Raw genomic sequence first — 14,765 nt, 5'->3', positions numbered from 1 at the left:
TTTGTGAGGAGAATAGCGAGCTATTTGACGAACAAAAGCGGATTTTCAGACCAATTTGCTGCCGCCGCAGTAGGGCAGACTATTCTCGGTCAGCCTCCTAGGCTGCGGAATCAATTTTAAATATCCTTGCGGGATAAACAATAACAATGGAAAACGAGTTATGGATTGCATAAAGAGTAATTCTGGTATTAGTGATGCACTTGCAACAACACCCGTTCAATCTCAATCAGGGACACAAATTGGAATCAGCACGCGCAGGGAGGTATTTGTTCGTGACAAGAATGAGCTCTCATTATTGCTTGATTTACCCATTGAAATACAATCCAAAATTTATAGCTATTTGCAGACTCGTGATATTGCCCGTTTAACACAGGTGAATTCATGCATTTACAACACGCTTAAAAAAGATGCATCAATGATAAGGGCGTGGTATCGCCAGATTGCTTCATCACGCCAGGCCATTACGGGAATAATCCTCACTGCAAAAAATAAAGATCAACTCGAGAATTGGTTGAGCCGATTTACAAAGGATAAGGCATTAATCAAGTCAATCATGGATCGTCAGGCGTGTTTTTATTTTCCTGCTTTGTTCTTTTCCAATCTCACTAAACTGATGTGTCAATGTAAAGCATTTAAATTAGAGACTAAAGCCACCATCCCCTGCCATAGTTCAGAGGACTTAGCTTCCTTCAGCGCCGATGGACGCCACCTGGTGATCGCCTTTGACTCTGAAACCTGTAAAATCTATGGCCAGCAGAGCGATGAATCATGGGTAGCAAAAGGCACTATCTCCCATGATAGGCAAGTCAAATTTGTCACCTTCAGTGCCAATAGCCACTATGTAGTGACCGCTGGCATGGATGGCAAGGCGAAAATTTATGGCAAGAAGGACGAACAATCATGGGAAGAAAAAGCCACTATTTCCCACAGTTACTGGGTCCGCTCAGCCACCTTCAGCCCCGATAGCCGCCATGTGTTGACCTACAGTAACGACGGCAAAGCAAAAATCTACGGCAAGAAGGACGAACGATCATGGGAAGAAAAAGCCACTATTTCCCATGATAATTGGGTCGATTTTGCCACCTTCAGCAAAGATGGTCGCTATGTAGTAACCACCAGTTGGGATCACAGTGCAAAAATCTATGGCCAGAGTGACGATGGGTCATGGGCAGAAAAAGCCGTCATTCCACATGATGACATTTACTCAGCCACCTTTAGCCCCGATAGCCGCTATGTGGTGACTGAAGGCCTGGGCAGCAAAGCGAAAATCTATGATAAGAAGAACGATGGGTCATGGCTGGAAAAAGCCATTATTTCCCATTGTGTCTCAGTCACTTTCAGCTCCGATAGTTGCCATGTGGTGATCACCAGAAGAAATGGCAGTGCAAAAATCTGTAGACTGGATGCCGATGGATCATGGCAAGAAAAAGCCATCATTTCCCACAATGCAGAGGTCAACTCAGTCACATTCAGCCCCGATAGTCGCTGTTTAATAACCTCCAGTGACGATGGCAAGGCGATAATCTCTGGCCAGGATGAAGACGGATCATGGCAAGAAAAAGCCATCATTTCCGATTACCTGAGTGACTGCTCAGCCAAATTCAGCGCCGATAGCCACCATCTGGTGACCGCCAGTCTAGATTTCAAAGCGAAAATCTATGGTAAGAAGGACGATGGATCATGGGAAGAAAAAGCTATCATTTCCCATAACGAAAGTGTCTACTATGCCTCATTCAGCCCCGATTGCCGCCATGCCATCAGCTGCAGTGAAGATTTAACGGTAAAAATCCATGGCCTGGAGATCGATGGATCATGGAGAGAAAAAGCCAACATTTCCTATGATAGGGGCATTACAATAGCAACCTTTAGTGCCGATGGCCGCCATGTGGTCACTGTCAGTCTCGAAGGGACAGTGAACATTTATGGTCAGAACAGCGATGGATCATGGGAAGAAAAAGCCAGTATTTCCCATCCTGGTACTATCCGATCAGCCACCCTTAGCGCCGATGACCATTTGTTGACCATCCATGGCACGGACACGGCGAACATCACTGAACTAAGTATGAATGATTGCCGTTACTAGCCCAGCCATACCAATCGAACTTTCTAACTCCCTGTTGCGCTAAAGATTATTGTGAACTTTCCTACTAAAACCGACTCTAAGCTGCAGAATCAATTTTGAATATCCTTGTCAGCCAGAGATAAATAACAACAATGGAATAACAAACAATGGATTGCATAAATAACAATTCCTGTATTGATGATCGACTTTCATCAAAACCAGAGCAATCTCAAACAGAGCCGCCAAGTGCTACCTATGCAGGTAGGGAAGTCATTGAACGTGACAAGAATGAGTTTTCATTATTGCTCGATTTACCCGAGGATATACAATCCAGAATTTTTACTTATTTGCAGGTTCGTGATATTGCCCAGTTAACACAGGTAAATTCATCCATTAACAACAGGCTCAAAAATGATGATGCAATGCCAAGGGCATGGTATCGCCGGTTGGCTTCATCACACCAGACTCTTCTAAAGACAATTGTCGCTACAAAAGATAAAGATGAACTCCGGAAATGGTTGCAGCGTTTTACAAAGGATGAGGCATTAATCAAGTCAATCATGAACCGCCAGGCAAGTATTCACTTTCCTGCTTTGTTCTTTTCCACTCTCACTAAACGGATGTATCAATGTAAAGCATTTAAATTAGAGACTAAAGCCACCATCCCCTGTGAAAGTTCAAAGCACTATGCTGCCTTCAGCGCCGATGGACGCCACCTGGTGATCTCCCGTGTCCCCAAAACCTGTACAATCTATGGCCAGGAGAGCGATGGATCATGGGTAGCAAAAGGCACTATCTCCCATAATAACTATGTCAGATCAGTCACCTTCAGTGCCAATAGCCACTATGTAGTGACCGCTGGTATGGATGGCGAGGCGAAAATTTATGGCAAGAAAGACAATCGATCATGGGAAGAAAAAGCCACTATTTCCCATAATCGCTGGGTCCGCTCAGCCACCTTCAGCCCCGATAGCCGCCATGTGTTGACCTGCAGTAACGACGCCAAGGCGAAAATCTATGGCCTGACGGACGATGGTTCATGGGAAGTAGAAGCCATCATTTCCCATAACGAAGAGATCTACTTAGCCACCTTCAGCATCGATAGTCACTATGTAGTAACCGCCAGTGCAGACGGCAAGTCGAAGATCTATGGCAGGAAAGACGAACGATCATGGCAAGAAGAAGCCACTATTTCCCACGATGACTGGGCCAAATCAGCCAACTTCAGCACCGATGGCCGCTATGTGGTATCCGTCTGTGGAAATGACACTGCGAAAATTTATGGCAAGAAGGACGATGGATCATGGGAAGAAAAAGCCATTATTTCCCATTTTGTCTCAGCCATCTTCAGCTCCGATAATCGCCATTTGGTGACCACCAGAAGAAATGGCAGTGCAAAAATCCATAGACTTGATGCCGATGGATCATGGAAAGAAAAAGCCATCATTTCCCACAATGGAGAGGTCAACTCAGCCACATTCAGCCCCGATAGTCGCTATTTAATGACCACCAGTGACGATGGCAAGGCGATAATCTATGGCCAGGATAAAGACGGATCATGGAAAGAAAAGGCTACTATTTCCCATTACCTAAGTGTCTGTTCAGCCAAATTCAGCGCCGATAGCCGACATGTGATGACCGCCAGTTTAGATGGCATAGCGAAAATCTATGGCAAAAAGGACGATGGACCATGGGAAGAGAAAGCCAGCATTTCCCATAAAGAAAGTGTCTACTCTGCCACATTCAGCCCCGATAGCCGTCATCTCATCACCTGCAGTCCTGATTACACGGTGAAAATCCATGGCTTGGAGATTGATGGATCATGGAGAGAAAAAGCCATCATCTCCCATCGAAGGGTTATTACATTAGCAACCTTCACTGTCGATGGCCGCCATGTGGTCACTGTCAGTTACGTTGGAACAGTGAAAATTTTTGGCCAGAACAGCGATGGATCATGGAAAGAAAAAGCTACCATTTCCCATCTTGGTGTTATCCAATCAGCCACCCTCAGCACTGATGACCATTTGTTGACCATCCACAACGACACGGCGAGCATCACTGAACTAAGTTTGAATGAATGATTGCTGTTACTAGCCCAGCCTCACATTATTATTCTGCAACACCTGCCAGGCATGATAGTTCGAACGCACCGGAAAACCGGCCACGACTTCAACAATTTCCTGAATCAAAGTCCTGTTTTTAGCACCTAACCAGTTACTTATTATTGGTTACGCTTACATCAATATTGTGAACTTTCCTACTAAAACCGACTCTAAGCTGCAGAATCAATTTTCAATATCCTTGCCAACCAGAGATAAATATTAACTAAGGAAAAAGAACAATGGATTGCATAAATAACAACTCCTGTATTGATGATCGACTTTCATCAAAACCAGAGCAATCTCAAACAGAGCCGCCAAGTAGTACCTATGCAGGCCGGGAAGTCATTGAACGTGACAAGAATGAGTTTTCATTATTGCTCGATTTACCCGAGGATATACAATCCAGAATTTTTACTTATTTGCAGGCTCGTGATATTGCCCATTTAACACGGGCAAATTCATCCATTAACAACAGACTCAAAAATGATGATGCCATGGCAAGGGCGTGTTATCGCCAGTTGGCTTCATCACACCAGACTCTTCTAAAAACAATTGTCGCTACAAAAGATAAAGATGAACTCCGGAAATGGTTGCAGCGTTTTACAAAAGATGAGGCATTAATCAAGTCCATCATGGATCGCCAGGCAAGTATTCACTTTCCTGCTTTGTTCTTTTCTACTCTCACTAAGCTGATGTGTCAATGTAAAGCGTTTAAATTAGAGACTAAAGCCAGCATCCCCTGTAGCAGTTCAAAGGACTTAGCTGCCTTCAGCGCCGATGGCCGCCACCTGGTGATCGCCTGTGACTCCAAAATCTTTAAAATCTATGGTCGGGAGAGCGATGGAACATGGCAAGCAAAAGGCACTATCTGCCATGATTCCGCTGTCGAATCGATCACCTTTAGTGCCGATGACCGTTACGTAGTGACAACCAGTAGAAAGTGCAAGACGAAAATTTATGGTAAGAAGGACGAACGATCATGGGAAGAAGCGACTATTTCCCGAGACAACTCCTTATACTCAGCCAAGATCAGCGCCGATGGCTGCCATGTATTGAACCGCAGTACCAATAACAAGGTGAAAATCTATGGCCTGGAGGCCGGTGGTTCATGGGAAGAAAAAGCCACTCTCTGTCATAATGATTGGGTCCGGTCAGCCACCTTCAGCCCCGATAGCTGCCATGTGGTGACCTGCAGTGAAGATTGTAAGACGAAAATCTATGGTCTGGAGGCCGATGGATCATGGAAAGAAAAAGCCAGCAAATACCATGGGTATAGCATCAGATCAGCCACCTTCAGCCCCGATAGCCGACGTATGATGACCTGCACCTGTGATGGCAGGGTGAAAATCTATGGCCAGAAGGACGATGGATCGTGGAAAAGACAAGCCACCACTTCTAATGATGATCAGTTCAATTCAGCTACCTTCAGCCCCGATAGCCGCCATCTAATCACCTCCTGTTTCCCTGGCAAAGCGAAAATCTATAGCCAGAAGGACGATGTATCATGGAAACAAAAAAAGACCATTTCCCACTATTTGGAAATTAGATCAACAGCCTTTAGTGTCGATAGCCGCCATGTGATGACCTGCAGTTATGATAGAAAGGTGAAAATCAACGGCCTGAAGGACGATGGATCATGGCAAGAAAAAACGGCCATTTCCCACGGTTTGGGAATCAGATCAGCAGTCTTTAGCTTCGATGGCCGCCATGTGGTCACTGCCAGTGACGAAAAAACATCGGAAATTTATGGTCAGGTAAGTGATGGATCATGGCAAAAAAAAGCCACCATTTCCCATGGTTGCAGGATCAGGTCAGCCATCTTCAGCGCCGATGGCCATGTGTTGACCATCCATACCGATAACACGGCGAAAATCACGGAACTAAAGATGGATGGATGGATGGGTGGATGAATGAATGAATGAATGAATATTTCGCGGATCAAAGCCCTGTTTTCTTATTGGTTACGCATACATCAATAGTGTGAACTTTCAGACTAAAACCAACTCTAAGCTGCAGAATCAATTTTGAATATCCTCGCCAACCAGGGATAAATAACAACCATGGAAAAGGAACTATGGATTGCTCAAATAGCAGCTTCTGCAACATTACTCCACGCTCATCAACAGTAGACCAACCTCCATCAGATACTCCAATTGGTACCATTATGGGCAAGAACGTCATTGAACGTGACAAGAATGAGTTTTCATTATTGCTCGATTTACCCGAGGATATACAATCCAAAATTTTTACTTATTTGCAGGCTCGTGATATTGCCCATTTAAGACAGGTAAATTCATCCATTAACAACAGGCTCGAAAATGATGATGCCATGGCAAGGGCGTGGTATCGCCAGTTGGCTCCATCACACCGGACTCGTCTAGAGACAATTGTCGCTACAAAAGATAAAGATGAACTCCAGAAATGGTTAAAGCGTTTTACAAAGGATGAAGCATTAATCAAGTCAATCATGGACCGCCAGGAAAGTATTCACTTTCCTGCTTTGTTCTTTTCCACTCTCACTAAACTGACGTGTCAATGTAAAACATTTAAATTAGAGACTAAAGCCAGCATCCCCTGTAACACTTTAGAGGACTTAGCTGCCTTCAGCGCCGATGGACGCCACCTGGTGATCGCCTGTGACTCCAGAACCTGTAAAATCTATGGCAAGGAGAGCGATGAATCGTGGGTAGCAAAAGGCACTATCTCCCATGACAGACAAGTCAGATTTGTCACCTTCAGTGCCAATAGCCGCTATGTAGTGACCGCTGGCATGGATGGCAAGGCGAAAATTTATGGCAAGAAGGACGAACGATCATGGGAAGAAAAAGCCACTATTTGCCACAGTCACTGGGTCCGCTCAGCCACCTTCAGCCCCGATAGCCGCCATGTGTTGACCTACAGTGACGACGGCAAAGCGAGAATCTATGGCAAGAAGGACGAACGTTCATGGGAAGAAAAAGCCACTATTTCCCATAATGATGAGGTCCATTTTGCCACCTTCAGCAAAGATGGTCGCTGTGTAGTAACCACCAGTTGCGATCACAGGGCAAAAATCTATGGCCAGAGTGACGATGGGTCATGGGCAGAGAAAGCCATCATTCCACATGATGACACTGTCTACACAGCCACCTTCAGCCCCGATAGCCACTATGTGATAACCACCAGCCTGGATAGCAAAGCGAAAATCTATGGCAAGAAGAACAACGGGGCATGGCTGGAAAAAGCCATTATTCCCCATTTTGTCTCAGTCCAATTCAGCTCCGATAGTCGCCATGTGGTGATCACCAGAAGAAATGGCAGTGCAAAAATCTATAGACTTGATGCTGATGGATCATGGCAAGAAAAAGCCATCATTTCCCACAATGCAGAGGTCAACTCAGTCAAATTCAGCCTCGATAATCGCTGTTTAATAACCTCCAGTGACGATGGCAAGGTGATAATCTCTGGCCAGGATAAAGACGGATCATGGCAAGAAAAAGCCAGCATCTCCGATTACCTGAGTGACTGCTCAGCCAAATTCAGCGCCGATAGCCGCCATCTGGTGATCGCCAGTTTAAATTACAAAGCGAAAATCTATGGCAAGAAGGACGATGGATCATGGGAAGAAAAAGCCATCATTTCCCATAGCAAAAGTGTCTACTTTGCCGAATTCAGCCCGGATTGCCGTCATGTCATCACCTGCAGTGAAGATTTAACGGTGAAAATCCATGGCCTGAAGATTGATGGATCATGGAGAGAAAAAGCCATCATCTCCCATGATAAGGGTATTAGCTTAGCAACCTTTAGTGCCGATGGCCGCTATGTGGTCACTGTCGGTTACGATGGAACAGTGAACATTTATGGTCAAAATAGCGATGGATCATGGGAAGAAAAAGCCACCAGTTCCCATCCTGGTTTTGTCGGATCAGCCATCCTCTGCACCGATGACCGTTTGTTGACCACCCATAGCGCGTGCACGGCGATAATCACTGAACTAGGAATGAATGAATACTCCCTGTTTCAGGCTATTATGTGTCGCCTCTTTTGATTCATGACTCTCAATAACTTATTGTGAACTTTCCTACTAAAACAGACTCTAAGCTGCAGACTCAATTTTGAATATCCTTGCTAACCAGGGATAAATATCAACCATGGAAAACGAACTATGCATTGCTCAAATAGCAGCTCCTGCAATATTACTCCACGCTCATCAACAACAGACCAACCTCCATCAGATACACCAAGTGGAACCAACGCAGGCAGGGAAGTCATTGCGCATGACAAGAAAGAGTTTTCATTATTGCTCGATTTACCCGAGGATATACAATCCAAAATTTTTACTTATTTGCAGGCTCGTGATATTGCCCATTTAAGACGGGTAAATTCATCCATTAACAACAGGCTCGAAAATGATGATGCAATGGCAAGGGCGTGGTATCGCCAGTTGGCTCCATCACACCGGACTCGTCTAGAGACAATTGTCGCTACAAAAGATAAAGATGAACTCCAGAAATGGTTAAAGCGTTTTACAAAGGATGAAGCATTAATCAAGTCAATCATGGACCGCCAGGAAAGTATTCACTTTCCTGCTTTATTCTTTTCCACTCTCACTAAACTGATGTGTCAATGTAAAGCATTTCAATTAGAGACTAAAGCCACCATCCCCTGTAATACTTTAAAGGACTTAGCTTCCTTCAGCGCCGATGGACGCCACCTGGTGATCGCCTGTGACTCTAAAACCTGTAAAATCTATGATCAGGAGAGCAATGAATCATGGCTGCCAAAAGGCACTATCTCCCATGATGAGAAAGTCAGATCAGTCACCTTCAGCGCCAATAGCCGCTATATAGTGACCGCTGGCATGGATGGCAAGGCGAAAATTTATGGCAAGAAGGACGAACAATCATGGGAAGAAAAAGCCACTATTTCCCATGATCAGCGGGTCAAATCAGCCACCTTCAGCCCCGATAGCCGCCATGTGTTGACCTACAGTGACGACGGCAAAGCGAAAATCTATGGCAAGAAGGACGAACGATCATGGGAAGAAAAAGCCACTATTTCCCATGATGATAAGGTCCATTTTGCCACCTTCAGCAAAGATGGTCGCTGTGTAGTAACCACCGGTCGCGATCACAGGGCAAAAATCTATGGCCAGAGTGACGATGGGTCATGGGCAGAGAAAGCCATCATTCCACATGATGACACTGTCTACACAGCCACCTTCAGCCCCGATAGCCACTATGTGATAACCACCAGCCTGGATAGCAAAGCGAAAATCTATGGCAAGAAGAACAACGGGGCATGGCTGGAAAAAGCCATTATTCCCCATTTTGTCTCAGTCCAATTCAGCTCCGATAGTAGCCATGTGTTGATCACCAGAAAAAATGGCAGTGCAAAAATCTATAGACTGGATGCCGATGGATCATGGGAAGAAAAAGCCATCATTCCCCACAATGGAAAGGTTAACTTAGACAAATTCAGCCCCGATAGTCGCTATTTAATGATCTTCACTGACAATGTCAAGGTGATAATCTCTGGCCAGGATAAAGACGGATCATGGAAAGAAAAAGCCGTCATTACCCATGACAATAGCATCTGGTCAGCCAAATTCAGCGCCGATAGCCGCCATGTGGTGACCGCCAGTTTAGATGGCAAAGCGAAAATCTATGGCGAGAAGGACGATGGATCATGGGAAGAAAAAGCCATCATTTCCCATAACATGGGTGTTTACTATGCCACATTCAGCCCCGATAGCCGTCATGTCATCACCTGCGGTATAGATAACACGGTGAAAATCCATGGCCTGACGATCAATGGATCATGGAAAGAAAAAGCCATCATCTCCAATGATGACGATATTAGATTAGCCACCTTTAGTCTCGATGGCCGCCATGTGGTCACTGCCAGTTTCGATAGAACAGTGAAAATTTATGGTCAGAACAGCGATGGATCATGGGGAGAAAAAGCCACCAGCTCCCATCCTGGTGGACTCGTATCAGCCACCTTCAGCATCAATGGCCATGTGTTGACCATCCATGGCGATAACACAGCGAAAATCACTGAACTACGGATGGATGACTGATTGTTTGCTGTCAATCCTGTGGTTAGAAGTTGTCGCATAATTACAACTCGTTCCTAAACGAAGCGTGTTGTTAAGTACCTGGCCAGTTGGTTTCGCATATTCTGGCGAGTGGATTTTTTCATCCTTCAAGGCGCAACGACGGGCGCGTAGCCATAGCTACGCAACCAGAGTTGGAACGCAGAAGGGTGGAAAAAGCCGCCGTCCAGAATATGCGAAACCAACTGGTTAGGTACTTATTGTGAACTTTCCTACTAAAACCGACTCTAAGCTGCAGAATCAATTTTGAATATCCGTGCCAACCAAGGATAAATAACAACCATGGAAAAGGAACTATGGATTGCTCAAATAGCAGCTCCTGCAATATTACTCCACGCCCATCAACACCTGTTCAATCATCATCAGATACACCAAGTGGTAACACTATGGGCAAGAACGTCATTGAACGTGACAAGCATGAGTTTTCATTATTGCTCTATTTACCCGAGGATATTCAATCCAAAATTTTTACTTATTTGCAGGCTCGTGATATTGCCCATTTAAGACGGGTAAATTCATCCATTAACAACAGGCTCGAAAATGATGATGCCATGGCAAGGGCATGGTATCGTCGGCTGCCTTCATCACACCAGACTCGTCTAAAGAGAATCGTCGCTACAAAAGATAAAGATGAACTCCAGAAATGGTTAAAGCGTTTTACAAAGGATGAAGCATTAATCAAGTCAATCATGGACCGCCAGGAAAGTATTCACTTTCCCGCTTTGTTCTTTTCCACTCTCACTAAACTGACGTGTCAATGTAAAACATTTAAATTAGAGACTAAAGCCAGCATCCCCTGTAACACTTTAGAGGACTTAGCTGCCTTCAGCGCCGATGGACGCCACCTGGTGATCGCCTGTGACTCCAGAACCTGTAAAATCTATGGCAAGGAGAGCGATGAATCGTGGGTAGCAAAAGGCACTATCTCCCATGACAGACAAGTCAGATTTGTCACCTTCAGTGCCAATAGCCGCTATGTAGTGACCGCTGGCATGGATGGCAAGGCGAAAATTTATGGCAAGAAGGACGAACGATCATGGGAAGAAAAAGCCACTATTTGCCACAGATACTGGGTCTGCTCAGCCACCTTCAGCCCCGATAGCTGCCATGTGTTGACCTACGGTAATAGCGACGGCAAAGCGAAAATCTATGGCAAGAAGGACGAACGATCATGGGAAGAAAAAGCCACTATTTCTCATGATGATGAGGTCCATTTTGCCACCTTCAGCAAAGATGGTCGCTATGTTCTGACCGCCAGTGAAGATCACAGGGCGAAAATCTATGGCCAAATGGACGATGGGTCATGGGCAGAAAAAGCCATCATTCAACATGATGGCATTCTCTGTACAGCCAAATTCAGCCCCGATAGCCGCCATGTGGTGACCACCAGCATGCGTGGAAAAGCGAAAATCTATGGTAAGAAGAACGACGGGTCATGGCTGGAAAGAGCCATTATTTCCCATTTTGACTTAGTCACCTTCAGCTCCGATAGTCGCCATATGGTGATGACCAGAAGCACCAGAAGAAATGGCAGTGCAAAAATCTATAGCCTGGATGCCGATGGATCATGGGAGGAAACAGCCATCATTCCCCACACCGCAGAGGTCAACTCAGCCACATTCAGCCCCGATAGTTGCTGTTTAATAACCTCCAGTGACGATGGCGAGGCGATAATCTCTGGCCAGGATAAAGACGGATCATGGCAAGAAAAAGCCATCATTTCCGATTACCTGAGTGAATGCTCAGCCAAATTCAGCGCCGATAGCCGCCATCTGGTGATCGCCAGTTTAAATTACAAAGCGAAAATCTATGGCAAGAAGGACGATGGATCATGGGAAGAAGAAGCCATCATTTCCCATAGCAAAATTGTCTACTATGCCACATTCAGCCCCGATTGCCGTCATGCCATCACCTGCAGTGAAGATTTAACGGTGAAAATCCATGGCCTGAAGATCGATGGATCATGGCAAGAAAAAGCCATCATCTCCCATGATAAGGGTATTAGCTTAGCAACCTTTAGTGTTGATGGCCGCTATGTGGTCACTGTCGGTCGCGATGGAACAGTGAACATTTATGGTCAGAACAGCGATGGATCATGGGAAGAAAAAGCCACCAGTTCACATTCTGGTCATATCGAATCAGCCATCCTCAGCGCCGATGACCGTTTGTTGACCACCCATGACACGGACAAGGCGAGAATCACTGAACTAAATATGAATGAATGATTGATTGATTGCTGTTACTGGTCCAGCCGTACCAATCGAACTTTCTAACTCCCTGTTGCGCTAAAGATTATTGTGAACTTTCTTACTAAAACCGACTCTAAGCTGCAGAATCAATTATGAATATCCTTGCCAACCAGGGATAAATAACAACCATGGAAAAGGAACTATGGATTGCTCAAATAGCAGCTCCTGCAATATTACTCCACGCTCATCTGCACCGGGTCAATCACCATCAGATACACCAAGTGGAACCACTATGGGCAAGAACGTCATTGAACGTGACAAGCATGAGTTTTCATTATTGCTCGATTTACACGAGGATATACAATCCAAAATTTTTACTTATTTGCAGGCTCGTGATATTGCCCAGTTAACACGGGCAAATTCATCCATTAACAACAGGCTCAAAAATGATGATGCCATGGCAAGGGCGTGGTATCGCCAGTTGGCTTCATCACACCAGACTCGTCTAGAGACAATTGTCGTTACAAAAGATAAAGATGAACTCCTGAAATGGTTGCAGCGTTTTACAAAGGATGAGGCATTAATCAAGTCCATCATGGACCGCCAGGAAAGTATTCACTTTCCTGCTTTGTTCTTTTCCACTCTCACTAAACTGATGTGTCAATGTAAAGCATTTAAATTAGAGACTAAAGCCAGCATCCCCTGTATTACCAGAGATCACTTAGCTGCCTTCAGTGCCGATGGACGCCACCTGGTGATCGAATGTGACTATGAGACCTGTAAAATCTATGGTCAGGAGAGCGATGGAACATGGCAAGCAAAAGGCACTATCTCCCATAATCAGATTGTCAGATCAGTCACCTTCAGTGCCAATAGCTGCTACGTAGTGACCACTAGTACGGATGGCAAGGCGAAAGTTTATGGCAAGAAGAACGAACGATCATGGGAAGAAAAAGCCACTATTTCCCATGATAAATGGGTCAAGTCAGCCACCTTCAGCCCCGATAGCCGCCATGTGTTGACCTACAGTAACGACGGCAAAGCGAAAATCTATGGCAAGAAGGACGAACGATCATGGGAAGAAAAAGCTACTATTTCTCATGATGATGAGGTCAATTTTGCCACCTTCAGCAAAGATGGTCGCCATGTAGTAACTACCAGTCTGGATCAAAGGGCAAAAATCTATGGCCAGAGTGACGATGGGTCATGGGCAGAAAAAGCCATCATTCCCCATGATGACAATGTCTACACAGCCACCTTCAGCCCCGATAGCCGTTATGTGGTGACCGCCAGTCTGGATAGGAAAGCGAAAATCTATGGCCAGACAGACGATGGGTCATGGCTGGAAAAGGCCATTGTTTCCCATTTTGCCTCAGTCACCTTCAGCTCCGATAGTGGCCATGTGGTGATCACCAGAGATAATGGCAGTGCAAAGATCTATAGACTGGATGCCGATGGATCATGGGAAGAAGAAGCCATCATTTCCCATAATGGAAAGGTCAAGTCAGTCAAATTCAGTCCCGATAGTCGCTGTTTAATGACCTCCAGTGACGATGACAAGGCGATAATCTCTGGCCAGGATAAAAACGGATCATGGAAAGAAAAAGCCACCATTTCCGATTACCTGAGTAACTGCTCAGCGGGTACATCAGCCTGGGAGTTTCTTAAATCAATTTCCGGTTACCTAAGAGAGTGCTCAGCCAAATTCAGCGCCGATAGCCGCCATCTGGTGACCGCCAATTTAGATCACAAAGCGAAAATCTATGGCGAGAAGGACGATGGATCATGGGAAGAAAAAGCCATCATTTCCCATAACAGAAATGTCTACTTTGCCAAATTCAGCCCCGATAGCCGTCATGTCATCACCTGCAGTAATGATCTCATGATGAAAATCTATGGCCTGAAGATCGATGGATCATGGAGAGTAAAAGCCATCATCTCCCATGATAGTTTTATTACATTAGCAACCTTTAGTGTCGATGGCCGCCATTTGGTCACTGTCAGTTTCGCTGGAACAGTGAAAATTTTTGGTCAGAACAGCGATGGATCATGGGAAGAAAAAGCCAGCATTTCCGATCCTGATATTATCCGATCAGCCACCCTCAGCGCCGATGACCATTTGTTGACCATCCATGGCATGGGCAAGGCGAGAATCACTGAACTAAGTATGAATGAATGATTGCTGTTACTGGCCCAGCCATACCAATCGAACTTTCTAACTCCCTATTGCGCTAAAGATTATTGTGAACTTTTCTACTAAAACCGACTCTAAGCTGCAGAATCAATTTTGAATATCCTTGCCAACCAGGGATAAA

General features: G+C 45.2%; 7 protein-coding genes. All 7 read left to right on the top strand.

Features of this window, described 5'->3' with window-relative positions:
- Window positions 1-160 precede the first annotated feature (160 nt).
- Window positions 161-2,083 carry a hypothetical protein gene (locus ACOJUO_RS13360; protein ID WP_422137197.1) on the top strand — a complete coding sequence of 641 codons (1,923 nt, stop codon included), beginning with the start codon at window positions 161-163 and terminating at the stop codon, window positions 2,081-2,083.
- 146 nt (window positions 2,084-2,229) lie between these two features.
- A complete protein-coding gene (locus ACOJUO_RS13355) occupies window positions 2,230-4,143 on the top strand; it encodes an F-box/WD repeat-containing protein (protein ID WP_422137196.1) in 1,914 nt (637 codons plus the stop codon).
- 260 nt (window positions 4,144-4,403) lie between these two features.
- Entirely contained in the window at window positions 4,404-6,074 is a 1,671-nt protein-coding gene (locus tag ACOJUO_RS13350; protein ID WP_422137195.1) for an F-box/WD repeat-containing protein, read from the top strand.
- Window positions 6,075-6,238: 164 nt separating this feature from the next.
- Window positions 6,239-8,191: an F-box/WD repeat-containing protein gene (locus ACOJUO_RS13345; protein ID WP_422137194.1), complete on the top strand. Its 1,953-nt coding sequence runs from the start codon at window positions 6,239-6,241 to the stop codon at window positions 8,189-8,191.
- 117 nt (window positions 8,192-8,308) lie between these two features.
- Complete coding sequence (locus ACOJUO_RS13340; protein WP_422137193.1) at window positions 8,309-10,225, top strand: F-box/WD repeat-containing protein; 1,917 nt, start codon at window positions 8,309-8,311, stop codon at window positions 10,223-10,225.
- 332 nt (window positions 10,226-10,557) lie between these two features.
- Entirely contained in the window at window positions 10,558-12,486 is a 1,929-nt protein-coding gene (locus ACOJUO_RS13335; RefSeq protein ID WP_422137192.1) for an F-box/WD repeat-containing protein, read from the top strand.
- Between the two features lie 166 nt (window positions 12,487-12,652).
- Window positions 12,653-14,629: a WD40 repeat domain-containing protein gene (locus tag ACOJUO_RS13330; protein ID WP_422137191.1), complete on the top strand. Its 1,977-nt coding sequence runs from the start codon at window positions 12,653-12,655 to the stop codon at window positions 14,627-14,629.
- The last annotated feature ends 136 nt before the right edge of the window (window positions 14,630-14,765 follow it).

Source organism: Endozoicomonas sp. ALC020 (genome assembly GCF_049275935.1).
GTDB lineage: Bacteria > Pseudomonadota > Gammaproteobacteria > Pseudomonadales > Endozoicomonadaceae > Endozoicomonas_A.
This window is presented reverse-complemented; position numbering and strand designations above follow the sequence as displayed.

Coding starts and splice junctions, on each gene's coding strand:
- ACOJUO_RS13350 (WP_422137195.1), top strand. CDS start 4,404: ATGGATTGCATAAATAACAACTCCTGTATTGATGATCGACTTTCATCA.
- ACOJUO_RS13355 (WP_422137196.1), top strand. CDS start 2,230: ATGGATTGCATAAATAACAATTCCTGTATTGATGATCGACTTTCATCA.
- ACOJUO_RS13335 (WP_422137192.1), top strand. CDS start 10,558: ATGGATTGCTCAAATAGCAGCTCCTGCAATATTACTCCACGCCCATCA.
- ACOJUO_RS13340 (WP_422137193.1), top strand. CDS start 8,309: ATGCATTGCTCAAATAGCAGCTCCTGCAATATTACTCCACGCTCATCA.
- ACOJUO_RS13345 (WP_422137194.1), top strand. CDS start 6,239: ATGGATTGCTCAAATAGCAGCTTCTGCAACATTACTCCACGCTCATCA.
- ACOJUO_RS13360 (WP_422137197.1), top strand. CDS start 161: ATGGATTGCATAAAGAGTAATTCTGGTATTAGTGATGCACTTGCAACA.
- ACOJUO_RS13330 (WP_422137191.1), top strand. CDS start 12,653: ATGGATTGCTCAAATAGCAGCTCCTGCAATATTACTCCACGCTCATCT.